We start from the raw sequence: 19,420 nt of genomic DNA, 5'->3' as shown, positions 1-19,420 counted from the left end.
GACGTCTCGTCTCGGCATCCATCCCCCATGAAAGGACTCGCCATGAGCACGCAGTACACGTTCACCGATCCCACCAAGCTCTACGCCGACATCGAGCCCCAGGCGCAGGACCAGCCCGAGCCCGGCCTCGACGCCGAGCTGACCCCGAAGGCCGCGCTCGGTGAGGACACCTACGTCGGCAGCGAGCGGCTGAAGGGCCGCAAGGCGCTGATCACCGGAGCCGACTCGGGGATCGGCGCGGCCACCGCGATCGCGTTCGCCCGCGAGGGGGCCTCGGTGGCGATGTCGTACCTGCCGGAGGAGAAGGTGGATGCCGACCGCATCGCCGGAATCCTTCGTGAGGCCGGCGCGACCGTCGTGCAGATCCCCGGCGACCTGCGCGAGCGCGAGTACGCCCGCACGCTGGTCGAGGAAGCGGTCGAGGGCCTCGGCGGCCTTGACATCGTCGTCAACAACGGCGGCAAGCAGATCTTCAACGAAGACCTGACGACGCTGGACGACGAGCAGTTCGACGACACGTTCAAGACCAACGTCTACGCGATGTTCTGGATCTGCAAGGAGGCCATCCCGCACCTGCCCGCGGGCTCGGCCATCATCAACACCACATCGATCCAGGCGTACTCGCCCGCGCCGATCCTGGTCGACTACGCCTCGACCAAGTCGACCATCAACACCTTCACCAAGGCCCTCGGCCAGCAGCTCGCGCCCAAGGGCATCCGCGTGAACGCCGTCGCGCCCGGCCCGATCTGGACGCCGCTGCAGGTGACCGACGGTCAGCCGAACGAGAAGGTCGACGAGTTCGGCGAGGAGACGCCGCTCGGGCGCATGGGCCAGCCCGCCGAGCTCGCCCCCGCGTACGTGTACCTCGCCTCGGCGGAGTCGAGCTACGTCATCGGCGAGACGCTCAACGTCAACGGCGGTATGCCGACGCCGTAAGCGTGACGCGCAGAAGGGGCCGTCGTCCGGGACCGGGCGGCGGCCCCTTCGTCTGCGGTGCGCCACCCCCCCTGTTGAGTGTCCGACACACGCCGCGTTCGCGGTCGGCACTGCGGCGTGTCGTGGACGCTCAACAGGGGGGTGGCGTCCTGCTCAGGCGGTGAGCGGCTTGCGGTAGAAGATCTCGCCGTCGGCGGTGGTCTCGGTGCGGTGATACCCCTCGCGCTCGTACAGACGCTGGTTGGCTTCGCTCAGGCCGCCGGTGAAGAGCTCCGCCTCGGTGGCGCCGGCTTCGCGTCCGCGCTGCTCGACCGCTGCCAGCAGCAACGTTCCGAGACCGGCGCCCTGCTGATCGGGGGCGATCGCGAGGCGCCCGATCAGCAGCAGTTCCCCGTCACGGCGTGCGCGGACGGCGCCGACGATCCGGTGTCCGTCGACGGCGACGCAGCCGAGGTTCTCGACCAGCTCGGCTTCGAGCTCGGGCAGGGTCTGCGTGAGCGGAGGCATGTCGGGATCGCCGTAGATGAGCGCTTCGCTCGCGAAGGCGGCGCGCTGGATCGTGAGCACCTCTCCGGCGTCGTCGGGATGGATGGGGCGCACAGCGGGCGAGTCGGCCACGGGTGTCTCTCCTGGTGAGTCGGGGTGAGGGGGGTTAACTATCATGGGCATGAGCGGTCCGTTTTCCAGCGGTTCGCCGTCCTCGCCTATGAACGATTTCTTCGACTCGCGCGTCCGCACCGATGACGTGGCCGACACGCAGGCCTGGCTGCAAGAGCAGTACGGGCGGGTCGACGTGCTCGCCGAGAGGGCCTCGATCGCGGAGCACGCGGTCGGTGACGCGGCGTTCGCCCTGCGGCACCTGACCTGGGACTGCCGGGCCGAGATCGTCTACGAGGCGGATCGGTTCTACTTCGCCACCTCGAATCCCGGGTTCTCGTGGACCATCGGCTCCGAATCCGGCGACTACAGCGTGGAGCCCGGCATCGTGCAGCCCGGTCGCGAACTCATCGGGCGACCGATCGACACGTCGGTGCAGCTCGTGGCCTTCGACGCCGAGTGGCTGAGCGAGACGGCCCGCACGATCTACGGCGACGAGACGCTCGTGGCCCGGTTCGCCGGCACGGGACCGGTGTCGCGGCGCCTGGGCGACTACTGGCTCGCGACGCTGCGGTGGTCGCTGACGCAGGTCCCCCTGCTGGCGGAGCCTCTCGTGCGGGCGCACGTGCGACGCGCCCTCGCCGCGGCGACGCTCGAGGCGTTCCCCCTCGTGGGCGACGCGCGCGAGCGGCGGGCATCGGCCCTCGAGCAGGCGACGATCTACACCGCCGCGACGTCGTGGATCGACGATCACGCGTCGTTGCCGGTGACGGTCGACGACGCGGCGCGTGCCGTCGGCACGTCTGCCACCGGTCTGCGTCGCGCATTCGCGGCCAACGGGCAACTGGCATCCTCTCCCGAGGAGTACCTGTCTGCGGCGCGTCTGAGCGCGGCTCACGCGGACCTCCTCGACGCCGACGCGGGATGTGCATCGGTCGGGGAGGTCGCCGCCCGATGGGGTTTCGCCGATCCGGACGCCTTCGTGCGGTCGTACGTCGAGGTGTATCGCGTCGCACCGCAGCGCACGCTCGAGCGGTGATCGCCGGGTGCTGACCGAGGGACTCTGATCGCTCAGCGGTCGCGGTCGGTGTACTCGCCGGGGTTGTCGAGGTCTTCGTGCGCCTCGTCGCCGCTCGGCAGCTCGACGTCGGTGTAGGCGCCGGCCTCGTCGGTGCGGGGGCGCGACTCGCTCCCGTCGGCGTTCTCGCGGTCGACGTACTCGCCGGGCGCGTCGGCGCTCCCGCGGTCGTCGTCTCCGCCGGGCAGCTGCACGTCGGTGTACTCGCCTTCTTCGGGTCCGGTGCCGTGTCCGTTGACGTCGCGCTCAGTCATGTCCGCCTCCTGGGGGTCGTGATGACAGCGACGCTAGTCCGCGGATGCCGGGGGCGCAGCGGTCTTGACACGGCTTCCGCCGCGCAGCCCGCACGGCGCCACCCGCACGGCGCCACCCGCACGGTGTCAAGGGCGCAGACGAGGGGGCATCGACCCGGCAGAGTGGGACCATGCCCGCTCTCGCCATCATCCTCGTCATCGTCGGTCTCGTGCTCCTCTTCCTCGGCATCTTCGTCGAGGCCGTGAAGTTCCTGCTCTGGATCGGCGTGATCATCCTGATCATCGGTGTGATCGCCGCGCTCATGCGGTTCATCCGTCGCCAGGTCTGACCGTTCGTCCCCACCCCCGGATCCGACCGAGGTCGGAGCGATCAGAGGCCGTCCCCCGTGTGCCGCACCGACGTGCGTCACGCGGCCGGGGCGGCCTTTCGCGTGAGGCCGGCTCAGACCGAGAACAGGTCGCGACCGCGCGGGGGGCGCAGGGCCGCCACCGCCTCGAGTGCCGGGGCCAGCTCGGGATAGCGGAAGACGTAGCCCGCCTCGGTCAGCACGCGGGGCACCGCCCACCGGCTCTTCAGCACGAGTTCGGGCTCGTTGCGCAGCAGCGCCATCGCCGGATCGAGCATCCACCGGAACGCGGGCAGGCCGATCGGCGCCCGCGCGATGCGCCGGAGCTCTCGCATGAGGGTGCGGTTGTCGCTCACGGCGGGCGCGGCCAGGTTGACCGGACCGACGATGTCGTCGCGGTCGCGCAGGAATCGCACGGATGCCACGACGTCATCGATGTGGATCCAGCTGAAGCGCTGGTGGCCCGAGGTGCGGTGCCAGCTCGACCACAGGCGCCCCGTGGGGCGCGCGCCGATCCCGCGGTACCGGCGGTGGGGGAACCACCAGCTGTCGATCTGCGGGCCGCCCAGCCCGAGTCGGGCGAGGGCGAACAGCATGCGGGTCGCCGGACCGTCTCCGAGCACGATCGCCATGCGCAACGCCACACGGCGCGTGCGGGGCAGTTCTCCCTCGAAGAACGCGCGTTCCCAGCTCGTGGCCACATCGACCGAGAACCCCTGGCCGATCTCGCCGTCGACTTCGTCGTTGCCGTGCTCGGTGGCGTGGCGGTAGATCGTCGCGGTCGAGGCGTTCATCCACACCGCGGGCGCGTGGGCCGCGTGCGCGACGGCGGAGTGCAGGGCACGGGTGGTGTCGACGCGAGAGCGCAGGATCTCGTCACGGTTCGCGTCGGTGTACCGGCACGACACGATCTTGCCCGCCAGGTTCACCAGGACGTCGGCGCCGTCGACGACCTGCGCCACGGCGGCCGGATCGGCCCAGGTCGCGGTGCCGGTGCGGCCGATCGTGTCGACGTCGTAGCCGTCGTCTCGGAACGCGGCGACCAGCGCTCCGCCGACGAATCCGCTCGCTCCGGCGATCACGGCGCGGGGTCGGGGCACGGCATCCTCCTGGGTCGGGTGGCCTCAGCCTAGGGGCGGAGGCGTGCTGATCGCCCTCCTGTTGCTCGACGCCGATGCAGTGCGCGGAACGCGCGGGGAACCCCTGCCACAATGGAGGCCATGCGACGACGGGCACGGGGCGTACGCGTCGCGCGCGGGGGCGTCGCCGCATCGATCGCCACCCTCGTCGCGTTGCTGTCGCACGTGACCGGCGGGGGAGCCGTGCCCGGCTGGATGGGTGTCGTCGTTCCGCTCGCGCTGTCGTTCGTCGCCTGCACGGTCCTGGCCGGCCGCCGGCTCTCGGCCTGGCGTCTGAGCGCGGCCGTCGTCGTCAGCCAGCTGCTGTTCCACGCGCTGTTCGTGCTCGGCAGCTACGACCTCGGCGCGGCCGGCCACGTGCACGGGGCCGTCTTCCCGGCGGTCGCCGCGGATCCGGTGGGCGCCGCACTGACGCCGGATGCCACGATGTGGCTCTGGCACGCGCTCGCCGCGGCCGTCACCTCGCTGGCCTTGCACCGCGCGGAACGCACCCTGGGGGTGCTGCGTGCGCTCGCGGACCGCGCGGTCGAGGGGCTGCGTGCGCGCGTGCGCGTGATGGCGGCGACGTTCGGGCCCGTGTCGCCGCGCCATCGCGTTGCGGTCGTGGTCGCCGTCGTGCGCCCGACCTCGGTGCTGCTCGCCGCGAGTGCGCGACGTCGCGGGCCGCCGGTCTCGGCATCCTGACCCTGCTCCGCGTCACGCCGCGCCGTGAGCGGTGCGTCCCGGCCGTCTGACGGACCGGGCGGGCGGTCGCGCACGCCGAGTGCTCTCGCGCCGGCGCGACTCCCTTCCACGTCCCCTCGGGACGCCCCCCTTCCTCGGTCATCGTCGAGCGGCGATGTCGTATCCCGTGGCGCACCGCCCCGCGGCGACGTCGACCGCGCGCGGGACCCCGGCCCGTCGTGCACGCGCGCGGCGGCGCCGACCGACGGGCGCCACCCGGTGCCCGGAGAAGAGATCCTCCATGTTCCGTTCCCCTCCCCTCACCCTGCCGGCGTCGGTCGTCGCGGCATCCGCTCCCGACGAGTCCGCCCCGCCGTCCCCGTCGCCCCCGTCGCCCCCGCCGCCCGCGCCCGCCCCCGGCCGCCCCGTCGAGCCCGGGGCGCCGTCATGACGGCATCCACCCCGTCGAGTGTCCACAACACGCCGTCGGGAGACGACGCGGTGCGGCGTGTTCCGGACACTCGACGGTCGGGGAGCGGGCCGGGTGCTCCGCGACGAGGCTGGTTCACCGCGCTGCTGCGCCGGCTGCACTTCTTCGCGGGGCTGCTCGTGGGGCCGTTCATCCTGGTCGCGGCGCTGAGCGGCGCGCTGTACGCCCTCACGCCGTCGCTCGAGAGGGTCATGTACGCGCACGAGGTGACCGCCACCTCCACCCTGGTCGGGATGCCGCTGGCCGACCAGGTCGAGGCGGCCGAGGCCTACGTGGGCGGCGGGGCCTCACCGGTCGCCGTACGGCCCGCCCCCGCGCCCGGTGACACCACGCGCGTCCTGTTCGCCGACGAGGCGCTACCCGAAAGCACGACGCGGGCGATCTTCGTCGACCCCGCGACGGCCGAGATCCGTGGCGACCTGCCCGCGTACGGCACGAGCGGCGCGCTGCCCCTGCGGCACTGGATCAGCGACCTGCACCGCTCGCTGCACCTGGGCGAGCCGGGCCGGCTGTACAGCGAGCTCGCGGCATCGTGGCTCGGGATCGTCTCGCTCGCGGGCCTCGGGCTGTGGATCGGCCGCTTCGTGCGCAGCCGCCGCGGGCGCCGCGACCTGCTGCGCCCGAACCGCGCGCACCGGGGGTACCGCAAGCTGTCGGGCTGGCACTCGGCCGTCGGGATCTGGGTCGTGCTGGGCGCGGTCTTCCTCGCGGCGACGGGCATCACCTGGTCGGCCTCGGCGGGCGCGCACGTCTCCGACCTGCGTGCCGCAATCGGTGAGGGGACACCCGCGTTGACGACCTCGCTCGGTGCGGAGGCGGAGGCCGGCGGCGAGCACGCCGGACACGGCGGCGGGGCGCACGCCGACACCCCGGGGGCGGCGGACCCGGCCACGTTCGACGCCGTCCTCGCCGTCGCGAAGCGCGTCAACGTCAACACCGGCGACGTCGAGATCCGCCCGCCGGCCGCCGTCGGCGACGCCTGGGTCGTGCAGGAGGTGCACCGCAGCTTCCCGACCGAAGTGGATGCCGTGGCCATCGACGCATCGACCCTGCACGTGACCGATCGGGTCGACTTCGCCGACTATCCGCTGCTCGCCAAGCTGTCGCGCTGGGGTGTGGACCTGCACATGGGCACCCTGTTCGGTCTCGTCAACCAGCTCGTGCTGTTCGCCCTGGCGATCGGCATCGCCGCGCTCGTCGTCTGGGGCTACGCGATGTGGTGGAACCGTCGCCCGACCCGCGGCCTCGCGTCGGCGCCTGCGCGCGGCGCACTGCGCGGGGCGCCCTGGTGGGGGATCGGGGCGGTGCTCGTGGTCGCGGTGGCGATCGGGTTGTTCCTGCCGCTCGTCGGCTACACGCTCGCGGCGTTCGTGGTGCTCGACGTACTGCTCGGTCTGCGGGCGCGGCGGCGGTCCGGGGCGAGGCGGCCCACGGTGTGACGGCGCGGCGACGGGCCGCGGTGCGGCGGCCCGCTCAGCCCTCGAGCAGCAGGTGCATCGTCACCGAACCCGTCGTCGGCTCGGTGAAGCCCAGGCTGCGGTACAGCGCCTGACCCGGAGGGTCGGCCAGCAGGGTCACGTAGGCACCCTCGGGGGCCTTCGCGCGGATCTCCGCGAGAAGGTCCTCGAGGATGCGGCGGCCGAGACCGCGTCGCTGGTACTCGGGCAGCGTGGCCATGTCGGCGATGAGGAAGTACCACCCGCCGTCGCCGACGACCCGGCCCATCGCGATCGATCGACCCGTGGCATCCACGATCCGACGCCAGGCCCAGCTGTTCGCGAGCGCGGGCGCGCCCTGATCGGAACGCTTGGGGGTCAGGCCCGAGGCACGGCGCAGCTCGAGGTAGTCGTCGAGAGAGGGGGCGAGGGGTTCGAGGCGGAGGTCGTGCATGCCTCCACCTTCGCGTATCTCCGTCTCGCGAGGGAGGCGGCGTGCGAAGCGGGTCCGTAGCGTGGAAAGCCCCCCTCGGAAGGACTCCCGTGACTCTCGCCCGTCGCCTCGCCGCCGCCCTCTCGATCGCCACGATCGCCGCCCTCACCGCGTGTACCAGCTCCGCGCCCGACACTCCCGCAACCCCCGCGGCCTCGGTCGAGGTGCCGGCCACCCCCGTGGGGGAGCGGCTGACCTGGGTGATCGACGTGCTCGAGGCCGAGGCCGACACGACGGCCGGCGACTGGTCGCGCGTGCTGCACGAGGACTTCCAGCAGCAGGTGTCGGCCGACGACATCGCCGAGCTGCTCAATCGGCAGATCCGCCCGGCGGCGCCCTTCACCGTGACCGCGTACCAGGGCACCGAGACCCAGGCGGTCGCGACCCTCGCCGGGACGCTCGGCGACCCGTTCGATCTCTCGCTCGCGATCGACGGCAACGACCGCATCACCGGCATGGTGTTCGCCCCGGTAGCCGAGCCGTGGGAGCCCTCCGCCTCGCTCGACGAGGTGGAGCAGCGCCTGGGCGATCTTCCCGGCGAGGTCAGCGCGCTGATCCGGCGAGGAGACGACGACGTCGTGGCGGTGGACACCGAACGGGCAGCTCCCCTCGCCTCGATCTTCAAGCTGTACGTGCTGCTCGCGGCGGCCGATGCCGTGGCATCCGGGGATCTCGCCTGGGACGAGACGCTCGTGCTCGACGACGCCGACCGCAGCCTGCCCTCGGGCGAGCTTCAGAACGCCCCCACCGGTACCGAGGTGTCGGTGCGCGAGGCCGCCTCGGCCATGATCCGCATCAGCGACAACACCGCCACCGACCTGCTCATCGAGCGGCTCGGGCGTGAGCGCGTCGAAGCGGCGGTCGCGCGCAGCGGCCACGCCGACCCCGCCGCGTTGACGCCCTTCCTCTCGACCAAGGAGCTGTTCACCCTGGGCTGGGGCGACCCGGCTCTGCGCGAGGAGTGGGCGCGTGCCGACGACGCCGCGAAGCGCGCGCTGCTCGACCGCATCGACGCCGCCCCGCTGACCGTCGGCGTCACCGACGTGACGACCCCGGTCTGGCAGGACGGGTTCGACTGGTTCGCCTCGGCCACCGACATCGCCGCCGTGCATCGGGCGCTGCAGCAGACCCAGGATGCCGAGGTGCTCGCCATCGTGAGCGAGAACCCCGGTGCGGGACTCGACGTCGGCACGTGGCCCTACGTCGGCTTCAAGGGCGGTTCGAGCCTGGGCGTGCTGACCGGCAGCTGGTTCGTGCGCGACGACGAGGGCGAGGCGACGGTGGTGCTGCTTCTCTCGGCCGACGACGCGCAGGCCGTGACCGCGGCGATGGGCGACTTCTTCCACCTCGCCGAAGACGCCCTGCGCCTCGCACGCTGAGCCTCGCCGCCGCGGGAGGTCGGGAGCCCGCCGAGGGGCCGCGTGCGGGGGCGACCGGAGGGCCGCCCCCGCCGGGGTCACGCGTCGTCGGGGTCGGGCAGGCTCTGGGCGATCTTGCTGGATGCCGCGGAATCACGGCCGACGCCGGGCTGGAACTTCGCGATGGGGTCGTCGGCGTCGACGTGCGGTTCGCCCTCGGCCGGTGTGTCCGAGGCCGCGTGCGCGGTGGCGGAGCCGCCGCCGGTGTCCTCGGTGTGCCGTGAGGTCGAGCCGCCCTCGCCGCGGGCGTCGTCGGTGCCCCGCTCGGTGAGGCCGTCGGCGGCGCGGGTGCCGACTCCGGGCAGGTCGTTCTGGCTCGAGATGCCCTGGATGCGGGCTTCGTCGTCGGCGTCGATCTGCGCCGCTCCGACGGCACCGGTGTCGGCGCCGGCGTCGCCGGCGGGCACATCGGCGGCCAGGCCCTCGGACTCGGGGACGATGTTCTCTTCGTCGGCTCCGGGGAGCCGGTCGGCGGGAGTGTTCATGGCGTTCCTTCCGTGGGGTGTGCCGCCACGCTAGAGGCGACCGCCGACCGCGCGAACGGGCTTGACGACCGCCACGGGGTGCGCAGGGGGCGTCCGGTGAGGCGCGGCCCCGGTGCCGGACACGCTGGATAGGCTCGGAACCAGCTTCGAAAGGAACCGCAATGCAGCAGCGTCCCCTCTCCCGCACCGGCCGTGACGTCTCGGTGATCGGCCTCGGTACTTGGCAGCTCGGCCCCGACTGGGGCGGTGTCAGCGAAGACGAGGCCCTCGCCGTGCTGGCCGCCTCGGCCGACGCCGGCGTCACGCTCTTCGACACCGCCGACGTGTACGGCGACGGCCGGTCCGAAGAGATCATCGGAAAGTTCCTGAACGACACCGCCGCCACGGGCATCACCGTGGCGACCAAGATGGGCCGTCGCGAAGACCAGGTGCCCGAGAACTACACGATCGAGAACTTCCGTGGGTGGATCGACCGCTCGCGGCGGCTGCTCGGCACCGACACCCTCGACCTCGTGCAGTTGCATTGCCCGCCGTCAGCCGTGATCGACGACGACGCCACCTACGACGCGCTCGACCAGCTCGTCGCCGAGGGTGTCATCGCCGCCTACGGTGCGTCGGTCGAGACGATGGAGCAGGCCCTCTCGGCGCTCCGCCGGCCGAACCTCAGCAACCTGCAGATCATCTTCAACCCGTTCCGGCTCAAGCCCCTCGACGAGGTGCTGCCGATGGCGGCCGAGAAGAACGTCGCCGTGTTGGCCCGCGTGCCGTTGGCGAGCGGTCTGCTCTCGGGCAAGTACACCGCCGACACGACGTTCGACAAGGACGACCACCGCACGTACAACCGCAACGGCGAGGCGTTCGACAAGGGGGAGACGTTCTCGGGCGTCCCGTTCGCCGAGGGGGTGTCCGCGGCCGACGAGCTCAAGGCCTCGCTTCCCGAGGGAGTCACCCTGCCCGCCGCTACGCTGGCGTGGATCGCCTCGCGCGAGGGCATCACCTCGGTGATCCCGGGCGCCCGTTCGGTGGCGCAGGCCACATCGAACGCCGGGGCCGCACAGCTCCTCGACGAGGGCTTCGACCTCGACGCCTTCGACGCGTTGGTGCGTGACGTCTACGACCGCCGTCTGCGGGCGGAGATCCACCCGCAGTGGTGAGCGTCTGACACGCGAAAGCCGGGTCCGCCCCGAAGGGTGGACCCGGCTTTCCTGTCTATGACGTCAGCTGACGTCGCCGCGCCAGGCGCCGGACTCGGCACCGCGCGACTCGATGTACTTCTTGAAGTTGTCGAGGTCCTTCTTCACCGAGTGGTCGTCGGCGCCGAAGACGGCACCGAGCTTCTCGAGGACTCCGGTGGGCTCCCAGTCGATCTGCACGGTGACGCGCGTCTCGTCGTCGGAGAGACGGTGGAACGTCACGACACCCGCGTGGTTCTCGTCGCCGCCGACGCTGTTCCAGGCGACGCGCTCGTCGGGGTGCTGCTCGGTGATCTCGGCGTCGAACTCGCGCTCGGCACCGGCGATCTTCACCTTCCAGTGCGTGAGGGTGTCGCTCTTCTGCGTGATCGACTCGACGAAGCTCATGAAGTGCGGGAACTCCTCGAACTGCGTCCACTGGTTGTAGGCGACGCGGACGGGAACGTTGACGTCGATGGTTTCGATGACCTGTGCCATGGTGTCCTCTTTCGTGTGGTTTCCGGGGCTGGTCCCAGTCTTCGCTCGTCACGGGCGAGCTGCCCCCGGGGTTGAGGGATCGGCTCGCGTGCCCTATGGGCGTGCGCGGCGCGCCGGGGTCGTTCGGGGATTCGCCCCGCGGCTTAGGCGCGACCGCGCAGGATCAGGTGCCAGTAGACCCAGGGCAGCACCCGACGGTCGGCGATCCACGACAGGGCGCGCTCTCGATACAGCGAACGCCAGAAGGGGATCGTGGGCTGCAGGCGCCCCTGACGATCGAACTCGGCGAAGACGACGGTGCCGCGCGACACCGTGAACGGCACGACGCTGTAGCCGTCGTACTTCGCGGAGGGGGAGCGCCCGGCTCTCACCGCCGTCATGTTCTTCACGAGGGCTTTCGCCTGCTGCCGGATCGCGCCCCCGGAACGGCGGGTCGCCACCGCGGCGGCATCGCCGACCGACCAGATCTCGGGATACCGCGTGTGCTGCAGCGTCTCGGGATCGACGTCGACGAACCCGTGCGGATCGTCGGATGCCGCCAGCCCGCTGCCGGCGATCCACTCCGGCGCCCGCTGCGGAGGGACCGCGTGCAGCACGTCGTACGCCAGGGTCTCTTCGGCCTCGCCGTGACCGATCGTGATCGTCTGCGCCTCGGCATCCACCGACCGCACCTCGCGGCTGTAGTGCACCTCGATGCCGTACTCGTCGAGTTTGCGCTGCAGCTCGCGGTCGATGGCCGGGATGCCGAAGGGCACGGGGTCGGGGGCGACGAAGACCACGCGCAGGTCGTCGCGCACACCGATCGCGCGCCACCAGTCGCACGCGAGGTACATCGGCTTCTGCGCGGCCGCGCCGCAGGACGCGGGCTCGGGCGGCTGGGTGAACACGACCGTGCCGGAGCGCAGGTCGCGCAGCACCGGTGAGGCTTTCGCGGCGAGGTCGTAGTCGTAGTTCGAGATGCCGTTCGGTGCCGCCATGGCCTCGGGCAGGCCCGGGATCTGCTCCCATGCCATGCGCAGGCCGGCGCACACCACGAGCTGGTCGTAGTCGAGATGACCGCCCGACACGAGATGCACGCGGCGGGCCGCGGCATCCACCGTGAAGACCTCGTCGCGCAGCCAGCGGGTGCCCGGGGGGATCACGTCGGCCTGCGCGCGGACGGCCTCGCTGGCCCGTGCCGCGCCTCCCGCGATGTGCGACTGGAGGGGCGCGAAGACGTGCTGCGTCCGCGGCTCGATCACGGTGATGTCTCCGGCGCGGGCCCGGTGGAGGCGTCCGGCCACCGACAGTCCGGCGTTGCCCCCGCCGATGATCACGATGCGGGGGGTGTCGGCGCGAGCGACGGTGCGGCTCGAGTCGTTCATGGGGGATCCTCTCGTCTCCCTCACCGTGTCGTCATCGGCAGCGGGATACCACCCGGTTGACAGCGTCGGTCGGGCGGACGACCCGGGCGCTGGGGAACGACGAAGAGGGCTCGCCGTCGGCAGGAGCGCTTCTCCCGCGCCGGAGCGGGGGCGCACCCGTCGAAGCGCGTGGTCCGTGCGCGGGCCGGGCCTGTCAAGGGGCGGGGCGCGGCCGCGTCGGCATCGTTGGATGGAGGCACCGCCGATCAGCGGTGACGCACCCCGGTGCGTTCGACGAAAGGATCCTCATGAGCGACGCCTCGATCGACCCGTCCCCCGCCGACTCGTCGACCCCCGCCGCCGACGTCGGCATCGCGGGCGTGCAGCCCCTGCGCGACGGCGACACCTCGATCGAGCCCGACCCCGCGCTCGACCCCGCCCAGGCGGAGTGGGATGCCACGACGGCCCTCGACGAGGGCGTCGACCCGCAGGACATCGCCCCCGCGACCGCGACGGGCGCAGACCCGGCCGAGATCGCCGCCGACGACACCGACATCCCGTTCGACGACATCCACCCCGGGTCCACCGGCACCGACTCGCAGGGTCAGGATCCGGGCGTCGTCGAGCTCGGCGAAGAGGGCCAGGGCGACCTGGCGCCCGAAGACCTCTGAGCGACGCGCGAGAGAGGGGTCGGTCCGTTCGGGCCGACCCCTCTCTTCGCGATGGATTACTGCTCGATGAGCTGCGGTTCGCTCTCGTGCGCCCGGATGACGCCGTCGTGGTCGTCGGTGGCCACCGCGATGCGGCGCGGCTTCGCCTTCTCGCTCACCGGGATCGTGACCGACAGCACCCCGTTGCGGTAGGCGGCGCTGATGCCGTCGGTGTCGATGCCCTGGCCGAGGTTGAGCTGGCGGACGAAGGTGGCCGTCTCGCGCTCGCGGGTGATCCACTTGACGTCGTCGCCGGTGGCGAGGGTGCGTTCGGCGCGGATGGTCAGCAGCTGACCGTCGACGTCGATGTCGACCGAGCCCGGGTCGACCCCGGGAAGGTCGGCCGAGAGCACGTAGTGGTCGCCGTCGCGGTAGAGGTCCATCGGCATCCGGCGCGGTCCGCCCCCGCGACGGGCGTCGAGAAGGGTCGACGCGAGGCGGTCGAGGTCGCGGAAGGGGTCGTAAGTGGCCATGGTCGGTTCTCCTTTTCGGTCGGTCCGGATATCGGCATCCGGAGTTCGATGAAGTTGAGCCTTGTGCGCTCAACGTGGCAGCAGATTAGCACTCTCGATAGGAGAGTGCCAAGACCGTCGAGTGTCCAAGACGCGCCGTGCCGGGGTCGCTTTCTGCGGCGTGTCCTGGACACTCAACGGGCTGGCGCGCTGGCGCGGTGACGCCGTGGCGCGGTGACGCGATGGCGCGGTGACGGAGCGGGTCAGCGCGTTCGAGCACGGCGCCGCGGTAGCGTCATCGGGTGATGGATGCCGCGGCGAAGCCGCCCCTCGTGCGGGCGCTGTGGGGCGCGACCCACCCGGGGCCGACCCTGGTCGTGACCGTTCTGTCGCTGGCCCTCGGCCTCGCCGCCGGGGTCGAGCCCGGGCGACTCGCGCTGCTGGTGATCGCCGTGTTCGCGGGGCAGGTGTCGGTGGGCCTGTCGAACGACGCGATCGACGGCGCGCGCGACGCCGCCGTCGGCCGCTCGGACAAGCCCATCGCCGGGGGAGCGATCACTCCGGAACGTGCGCTCGGGGTGGCCGTGGCGTCCGCGCTCCTCGCCGTGCTCCTGTCGGTGCCGCTCGGCCCCGGACTCGTCGCCGCGCACGCGGTGGCCTTGGCCTCGGCGTGGGCCTACAACGCCGGGCTGAAGTCGACGCCGGTGTCGATCGTGCCGTTCGTGCTGAGTTTCGGGCTCTTTCCGTCGTTCGCGACGCTGTCCCTCGCCTCTCCCGCGCTGGCTGCCCCGTGGGCGTCGCTCGCGGGAGCCACCCTCGGCGCGGCCGTGCATCTGACCAACGTCGTTCGCGACCTCGACGACGATCGGCGCACGGGCGTGCGGGGCCTTCCGCACCGCCTCGGTGCGCGGGTCTCGGTGGTGCTCGCGGCGGTCGGCGTCGTCGCCGGAGCGGTGGCGGTGCTGATCGGCACGGATGCCACGGTGCTCGGCGCGATCTTCTTCACCGCCGTCGTCGCGGTGGCGGCCACGGCCGTGGTGCTCGTGCTCGTGCGCGCGCCCGGACGCGCGGTGTTCCAGCTCACGATGCTGGCGGCGCTGCTGCTCGCCGCTCAACTCGTCGTGACCTGACTCCTCCCACCCGGGCGGCTCGTCAGTCGCGGGCGGCGCGATCCAGTCGCATGGCGTACGCGCGCGTGAACAGCGCGCCCCCCGCCCCCCGCAGCATGGTGCGCAGCGCCCCGGTGCGCAGGGGGTGGGCGAGCGGGCCCGTGGCTCGCCCGAGCATCGTGTTGAGCCACGCCAAGCGCGCCGCGTGCCGCGCCGAGGCCAGACGGTCGGTCTCCCATCGTCCGAGGCCGACCGCCTCGCCCGTCCGCACCCACCCGGGCAGCAGCGGGGCCAGCGTGAGGGCGTCGAGCAGTCCGAGATTCATCCCCTGACCGCCGATGGGGCTCACCTCGTGGGCGGCGTCGCCGACCACCACGACGCGTCCGCGCCGCAGCGCCGGGGCCACGGCGCGCCGCACGCGGAACGTCGTCGCGTCGGCGATGTCGACCTCGAGCCCCGCGCGCTCGGCGACGGCCCGCGCGAGGGTGCCGGCGGCATCCGCCACCTCGTCGGTGCCCGCCCACGCCACCAGCCGGCGGCGTCCGCCGGGCAGCGGGAACGATTCCAGCACGCCCTGGCGTTCCAGGTGCACCCGGGCGATCGGGCCGCCGGGAGCGACGACGTCGGCCATGACGTAGCGGTCGGGGTAGTGGTGCGTCCGAACGGCGCCGGGGCGGTACACGAGGTCGCGGCCCGCCCATCCCGAGGCCACGACGACGACGCGGGCGCGGATCTCCTCGTCGCCGTGCGGACCGGTGGCGCTCACGCGTACGCCCGGGCCGTCGTCGTGCACGGCGGTGATCGCGACCCCCCGACGCACGCGCGGCGCGAGGCCGGTCAGCACCTCCATCGTGTCGGCCTGGGGGAGTGCGGCGACGTAGGGATGACGCGCCCGCAGGCGATCGAAGCGGATCGCCGCGAGCAGCCGGCCGTCGGCCCGCGCCTCGCCGCGGACGATCCTCTCGGCGCGCGCCAGCAGGGCCTCGGTCGCGCCCGACGCCTCGAGGAGGGCGAGAGCGGGGGAGTGGATGCCGATGGCCCGTGACCCGGATCCGGTGCCGGCGCGCTTCTCGACGATCTCGACGTCGACCCCGCCCACCCGCAGGTCGGCCGCCAGCGCGAGGCCGACGGGTCCGGCTCCGACCACCAGCACCTCAGGCACGCTCCGCCCGCCCCTCGGCCACGGCGAGAACACGGAAGGGCGCCGGCGTCTCGACCCGCCAGGGTGTTCCGAGCGCGGCGGCCAGCTCGGGGGCGCGATAGCTGCGTCGGATCGAGCGCAGTCCGTCGACGCGCAGGAACGTGCCGGCCGACAGCGGGGCGATCCCCGCGGCGTACAGGGCGTAGGCCAGTCGGCCGCGGGCGATGTCGGCGTGCAGCACCCGACCGCTCGAGAGGGCGAGCGAGTCCTCGGCGAACGTCGCCAGGGCCGCGGCGTCGAGGTGGTGCAGCACGTGGTTCGACACGACCAGGTCGTAGCGTTCGCCCGCGGCGCGCAGGGCGCCCGAGTCCTGGGCCACGAACCGCACGCCCGGTCGTTCGCGCGCGCGGGCCGAGGCGATGGCGCGGGGGTCGGGATCGGCGCCGGTCCACTCGACGTCGAACCCGTCGCGCGCGGCCAGGCCCGCCAGACGGACGGCGACGTCGCCGCCGCCGCACCCCAGGTCGAGCGCGCGGGCGGGGCGGCCGAGCGCCTGCAACTGCGGGCGGACGCGCGTGCGGTACACGTGCCCCCAGGCCGAGACCAGGCGGTTCACGACGTCGAACCGCCGATACGTCGCCGCCAGGGCGCGCGGGTCGCAGTCGGGGTCGTCCATCAGTTCGGTGAGCGCCGCATCGCGTCGGGCGAGGCTGCGCCAGAGGCCGGTGGCTCCGTCGCTGGTTGCGGGGCCTCGCGCGGCGCTCACGGGCGGCGCAGCGTCAGACGCGCCGCCTCGACCGTCAGGCCGGGGCCGAAGGCCAGCGCGGCGATCCGCTCCCCGTCGGGGTGCGCGACGTCGGCCAGCAGGTCGCGCAGGATGAACAGCAGGGTCGCACTCGACATGTTGCCGTGGGCGCGCAGCACCTCCCGCGAGGGCGCCAGGGCGGCGGCATCCAGGGCGAGAGCGCTCTCGACGCGGTCGAGGATGCTGCGGCCGCCGGGATGCACGGCCCACGCGTCGACGTCGCTGAGGTCGCCCAGCACGTCGGCGGCGATGCCGGCGATCTCGCGCCCGATGATGCGCGGCACCTCGGGGGTGAGGGTCATCTCGAATCCGGAGTCGCCCACCGTCCAGGCCATGTCCTTCTCGCCCTCGTCGGTGACGTGGGTGGCGAAGTCGTCGAGGTCGAGACCGGGGTGCGATGAGTCTCCGGATGCCACGACCGCGGCCGCCGCGCCGTCGGCGAACACCGAGGCGGCGACGATCTGGTCGGGGTGCGACGAGGTCTGCCAGTGCAGCGAGCACAGCTCGGCGCACGCCACGAGTACGACGGCGTCGGGGTCGGCGGTCACGATCCGCGCCGCGAGCCGCAGCGCGGGGATCGCGGCCGCGCATCCGATGAAACCGAGGTGGTACCGCTCGGCCGAGGTCGGCAGGCCGAGGTCGCGCACGAGGTGGTAGTCGGGACCCGGCGCGAACATGCCGGTGCACGAGACGGTCACGACGTGCGTGATGGCATCCGGCGTCCGCCCCGAACCCTCGATCGCGGCGCGCGACGCCTCGGCGAACAGGGCGGGTGCGGTGCGGCGGTACTCCGCGTTGCGGGCTCCCGTGGACGGCATGAGCAGCGTGTCGCCGTCGCGGACGCCGAGCCCGCCCCCGGTGCCGCCGGCGAGCTGCGGCAGCACGACGTGGCGGGTGTCGATGGCGGCGGCATCGAAGGCCGCACCCACCAGGCGTTGGCCCTTGCGGTCGAACCCGGGCTGCGCGGCGAAGAGGTCGCGCAGGGCCGATTGCTCGACGCGGGTCTCGGGCAGGGCCGTGCCGATCGAGAGGATGCGCGCGGTCATGCCCCACTGTAGACACGGATCGGAGCACCGGCGGCGGGGATAGCGCGGTGTCGGTGCGGCGTCTATGGTGACGCGCGGCCTCGCGTGAGCCGAGACGTCACGGAGCGCGCCGACTTCCCATCCCGTAGACGACGACGTTGACGGCGGGGACGGCGAGAAAAAGCATCCAGGACCACGCCCAACCCCCGGCCGCCCCGAGCGCGAAGGCCAGAGAAACACACACCGCCTGCACGATCAACGCCGCCACGACGCCCCAACCGCCGCCGAGGGGTCGCCTCGGCACCGAAGCATCGTCGATGCTCAGTCGCCCCATGACTCGCCACCGTATCCGGGTGTCGCGGAGGACGTCCATCTCGTGCGCGCCCGGTCTGTTTCTCGCCACCCGCGCGTGGGGCGAAATCCGTCGGTCCCGTGCCACAGGGGGACGGTGCTCTCACCCCGCGCCGAGGGTCAGGCGGCCAGGACGCTCGGCAGCAGCAGGCTCGAGATCGCACCGCGGTAATCGTCGACCATGCGCTTGCGGTCGATGCGCGTGCGCGCGGCGAGGGCGGCGCGGCGCAGCTCGCTGCGGCGACCCAGCGCGTCGTCCCAGGCGGCGGCGATCGCGGCGGCGTCGCGGGGCGTGACGAGGCCGAAGCCCGCGACCATCCGGGCGGCGTCGCCGACGTCGGTGGTCACGGGGACGGCTCCGGATGCCGCTCCCTCGGCCAGGCAGAGGGGCGAGGCTTCGCCGAAGGCGCTGGTGAGGGCCACGATGTCGGCCGCGCGATACAGCTGCGGCATGTCTTCGCGCAGTCCCAGGGCGTGCAGCGCCACCGCGCCGTCGATGCCGTTCTCGGCGAGCAGGGCGGTGAACAGGGGATTGTCGCGGGTCATGCCCGAACCGCACATGACGTAGTGGGCGCCGGGGGAGTGCGCCGCATGGCGCGCCACCGCCGCGAGGAACAGCCCCGGGTCTTTCATGGCGTCGAAGCGTGCCGCCAGCAGCACGACGGGGGCGGACTCCGGGATGCCGAGACCCTCGCGGATGCGGTGACGCTCGGCCCGGGTGCCCGGGCGGAAACGACGGGTGTCGATGCCGTTGTCGATGACCCACGCCTGCTCGGTGACGACGCCGGCGCGGGCGTAGGCGGTCGACGTCGACGAGGCGCAGGCGATCGTGGCCGACACGGCGCCGGAGGCCCCGGCATCGCGCAACCACCCCAGCGCCGGCCCCGAATGCGTGGGATCGGAGCGGTGCAGGCACGCCGCCACCGGCCGTGCGGGCAGGAGCCCGGCGCGATCGAGGGCCACCACGAGGCTGAGCGGCTGCTCTTTCAGTGAGAGCACGACGTCGGCGTCGGCGAAGAGATGGGCCGCCCGCTCGAGTTCGGGCCGGGTGAAGTCTTCGGGGTGCACCGGGTGATCGCCCGCGATGCGGTCGAGGGCGTCGATGCGCACCCCGGCGCGGCGCAGACGGCGATAGCGCGTGTCGTCGCGGGCGAGCTGCAGCGACGCGTCGCGACGGGCGGCGGAGGTGAGCGAGAGCACCCGGTGGTGCTGCGCACCGCCGGCGGCGAGACCCGCGATGACGTCGGAATGCAGAATCCGTGCGCCCCCGGCGAAGAAGCCCTCGTACAACGACAGCACGCGCAGGGGTCGAATCATCGAGGGGCCTTCCGGGGGAGGAGCACCGCTCGTGGCGGTGCTGTCGCCGATCACCGCGGATGCGGTCGTCCCATGCTGAAGGGTGGGCCCGGTGCGGCGGGTTACGCCGTGGAAACCATCGTATGAACGCCCGGACACAGGCCGACGCGCCGGCTCCCGGG

At 72.7% G+C, this 19,420-nt stretch carries 22 protein-coding genes; 9 read left to right on the top strand and 13 right to left on the bottom strand.

Annotation, left to right across the window (positions count from 1 at the left end; all coding sequences use genetic code 11):
• Window positions 1-42 precede the first annotated feature (42 nt).
• Window positions 43-936: an SDR family oxidoreductase gene (locus tag IFU19_RS12830; RefSeq protein WP_055938506.1), complete on the top strand. Its 894-nt coding sequence runs from the start codon at window positions 43-45 to the stop codon at window positions 934-936.
• A gap of 153 nt (window positions 937-1,089) precedes the next feature.
• Here the strand turns inward: IFU19_RS12830 and IFU19_RS12825 are convergent, their stop codons facing one another.
• Window positions 1,090-1,599 (bottom strand): GNAT family N-acetyltransferase, encoded by a 510-nt coding sequence (locus IFU19_RS12825; protein WP_055839517.1) that lies wholly within the window; start codon window positions 1,597-1,599, stop codon window positions 1,090-1,092.
• 43 nt (window positions 1,600-1,642) lie between these two features.
• Here IFU19_RS12825 and IFU19_RS12820 point away from each other — a divergent pair, with 43 nt between their 5' ends.
• Window positions 1,643-2,572: a helix-turn-helix transcriptional regulator gene (locus IFU19_RS12820; RefSeq protein WP_192014250.1), complete on the top strand. Its 930-nt coding sequence runs from the start codon at window positions 1,643-1,645 to the stop codon at window positions 2,570-2,572.
• A gap of 32 nt (window positions 2,573-2,604) precedes the next feature.
• Here the strand turns inward: IFU19_RS12820 and IFU19_RS12815 are convergent, their stop codons facing one another.
• Window positions 2,605-2,865 carry a hypothetical protein gene (locus IFU19_RS12815; protein ID WP_055938500.1) on the bottom strand — a complete coding sequence of 87 codons (261 nt, stop codon included), beginning with the start codon at window positions 2,863-2,865 and terminating at the stop codon, window positions 2,605-2,607.
• Window positions 2,866-3,035: 170 nt separating this feature from the next.
• Between IFU19_RS12815 and IFU19_RS12810 the strand changes: the two genes are divergently transcribed.
• Entirely contained in the window at window positions 3,036-3,194 is a 159-nt protein-coding gene (locus IFU19_RS12810; protein ID WP_181015936.1) for a hypothetical protein, read from the top strand.
• A gap of 113 nt (window positions 3,195-3,307) precedes the next feature.
• On the opposite strand, the gene IFU19_RS12805 is transcribed toward IFU19_RS12810, so the two are convergent.
• Window positions 3,308-4,312, bottom strand: a complete 1,005-nt coding sequence (locus IFU19_RS12805; RefSeq protein ID WP_192014248.1) for a DUF1731 domain-containing protein — start codon at window positions 4,310-4,312, stop codon at window positions 3,308-3,310.
• A 120-nt stretch (window positions 4,313-4,432) separates the two neighbouring features.
• Here IFU19_RS12805 and IFU19_RS12800 point away from each other — a divergent pair, with 120 nt between their 5' ends.
• Both IFU19_RS12800 and IFU19_RS12795 read left to right on the top strand, forming a co-directional pair.
• The gene (locus IFU19_RS12800) at window positions 4,433-5,035 is read left to right on the top strand and encodes a hypothetical protein (protein WP_192014246.1); all 603 of its coding nucleotides are present in this window, start codon (window positions 4,433-4,435) and stop codon (window positions 5,033-5,035) included.
• 426 nt (window positions 5,036-5,461) lie between these two features.
• Window positions 5,462-6,943, top strand: a complete 1,482-nt coding sequence (locus tag IFU19_RS12795; protein ID WP_192014244.1) for a PepSY-associated TM helix domain-containing protein — start codon at window positions 5,462-5,464, stop codon at window positions 6,941-6,943.
• Between the two features lie 34 nt (window positions 6,944-6,977).
• On the opposite strand, the gene IFU19_RS12790 is transcribed toward IFU19_RS12795, so the two are convergent.
• A complete protein-coding gene (locus IFU19_RS12790; RefSeq protein ID WP_191915986.1) occupies window positions 6,978-7,394 on the bottom strand; it encodes a GNAT family N-acetyltransferase in 417 nt (138 codons plus the stop codon).
• A gap of 89 nt (window positions 7,395-7,483) precedes the next feature.
• On the opposite strand from IFU19_RS12790, the gene IFU19_RS12785 reads away from it, so the two are divergent.
• The gene (locus IFU19_RS12785) at window positions 7,484-8,812 is read left to right on the top strand and encodes a Cpe/LpqF family protein (protein ID WP_192014242.1); all 1,329 of its coding nucleotides are present in this window, start codon (window positions 7,484-7,486) and stop codon (window positions 8,810-8,812) included.
• A gap of 77 nt (window positions 8,813-8,889) precedes the next feature.
• On the opposite strand, the gene IFU19_RS12780 is transcribed toward IFU19_RS12785, so the two are convergent.
• Entirely contained in the window at window positions 8,890-9,336 is a 447-nt protein-coding gene (locus IFU19_RS12780; RefSeq protein ID WP_192014240.1) for a hypothetical protein, read from the bottom strand.
• A gap of 161 nt (window positions 9,337-9,497) precedes the next feature.
• Here IFU19_RS12780 and IFU19_RS12775 point away from each other — a divergent pair, with 161 nt between their 5' ends.
• Window positions 9,498-10,490, top strand: a complete 993-nt coding sequence (locus IFU19_RS12775; protein WP_192014238.1) for an aldo/keto reductase — start codon at window positions 9,498-9,500, stop codon at window positions 10,488-10,490.
• A gap of 63 nt (window positions 10,491-10,553) precedes the next feature.
• On the opposite strand, the gene IFU19_RS12770 is transcribed toward IFU19_RS12775, so the two are convergent.
• Both IFU19_RS12770 and IFU19_RS12765 read right to left on the bottom strand, forming a co-directional pair.
• Window positions 10,554-11,006 carry an SRPBCC family protein gene (locus IFU19_RS12770; protein ID WP_055838580.1) on the bottom strand — a complete coding sequence of 151 codons (453 nt, stop codon included), beginning with the start codon at window positions 11,004-11,006 and terminating at the stop codon, window positions 10,554-10,556.
• A gap of 143 nt (window positions 11,007-11,149) precedes the next feature.
• Window positions 11,150-12,370, bottom strand: coding sequence for an NAD(P)/FAD-dependent oxidoreductase (locus tag IFU19_RS12765; protein WP_055838577.1), 1,221 nt, complete (start codon window positions 12,368-12,370; stop codon window positions 11,150-11,152).
• Between the two features lie 287 nt (window positions 12,371-12,657).
• Between IFU19_RS12765 and IFU19_RS12760 the strand changes: the two genes are divergently transcribed.
• Window positions 12,658-13,020: a hypothetical protein gene (locus tag IFU19_RS12760; RefSeq protein ID WP_055838574.1), complete on the top strand. Its 363-nt coding sequence runs from the start codon at window positions 12,658-12,660 to the stop codon at window positions 13,018-13,020.
• A 56-nt stretch (window positions 13,021-13,076) separates the two neighbouring features.
• Here the strand turns inward: IFU19_RS12760 and IFU19_RS12755 are convergent, their stop codons facing one another.
• Window positions 13,077-13,532, bottom strand: coding sequence for an Hsp20/alpha crystallin family protein (locus tag IFU19_RS12755; protein ID WP_055938475.1), 456 nt, complete (start codon window positions 13,530-13,532; stop codon window positions 13,077-13,079).
• A 284-nt stretch (window positions 13,533-13,816) separates the two neighbouring features.
• Here IFU19_RS12755 and IFU19_RS12750 point away from each other — a divergent pair, with 284 nt between their 5' ends.
• Window positions 13,817-14,641: a UbiA family prenyltransferase gene (locus tag IFU19_RS12750; protein ID WP_192211978.1), complete on the top strand. Its 825-nt coding sequence runs from the start codon at window positions 13,817-13,819 to the stop codon at window positions 14,639-14,641.
• 22 nt (window positions 14,642-14,663) lie between these two features.
• Here IFU19_RS12750 and IFU19_RS12745 read toward each other — a convergent pair whose 3' ends face one another.
• The 5 genes from IFU19_RS12745 to IFU19_RS12725 form a co-directional block, all read right to left on the bottom strand.
• Window positions 14,664-15,782, bottom strand: coding sequence for an FAD-dependent monooxygenase (locus IFU19_RS12745; RefSeq protein WP_192014236.1), 1,119 nt, complete (start codon window positions 15,780-15,782; stop codon window positions 14,664-14,666).
• Window positions 15,775-16,437 (bottom strand): methyltransferase domain-containing protein, encoded by a 663-nt coding sequence (locus tag IFU19_RS12740; protein ID WP_192211977.1) that lies wholly within the window; start codon window positions 16,435-16,437, stop codon window positions 15,775-15,777. The genes IFU19_RS12745 and IFU19_RS12740 overlap by 8 nt, the downstream gene beginning before the upstream one ends.
• Before the next feature lie 86 nt (window positions 16,438-16,523).
• Window positions 16,524-17,612 carry a type III polyketide synthase gene (locus IFU19_RS12735; RefSeq protein ID WP_192014234.1) on the bottom strand — a complete coding sequence of 363 codons (1,089 nt, stop codon included), beginning with the start codon at window positions 17,610-17,612 and terminating at the stop codon, window positions 16,524-16,526.
• 97 nt (window positions 17,613-17,709) lie between these two features.
• Window positions 17,710-17,925, bottom strand: coding sequence for a hypothetical protein (locus IFU19_RS12730; RefSeq protein WP_199858752.1), 216 nt, complete (start codon window positions 17,923-17,925; stop codon window positions 17,710-17,712).
• Between the two features lie 137 nt (window positions 17,926-18,062).
• The gene (locus IFU19_RS12725) at window positions 18,063-19,259 is read right to left on the bottom strand and encodes a glycosyltransferase (RefSeq protein ID WP_192014232.1); all 1,197 of its coding nucleotides are present in this window, start codon (window positions 19,257-19,259) and stop codon (window positions 18,063-18,065) included.
• Window positions 19,260-19,420: the final 161 nt, after the last annotated feature.

The sequence above is a fragment of the Microbacterium sp. CFBP 8794 genome (genome assembly GCF_014841235.1).
Lineage (GTDB): Bacteria > Actinomycetota > Actinomycetes > Actinomycetales > Microbacteriaceae > Microbacterium.
Note: the sequence above shows the minus strand (reverse complement) of the source record. Positions and strands in the feature narration are given on the sequence as shown.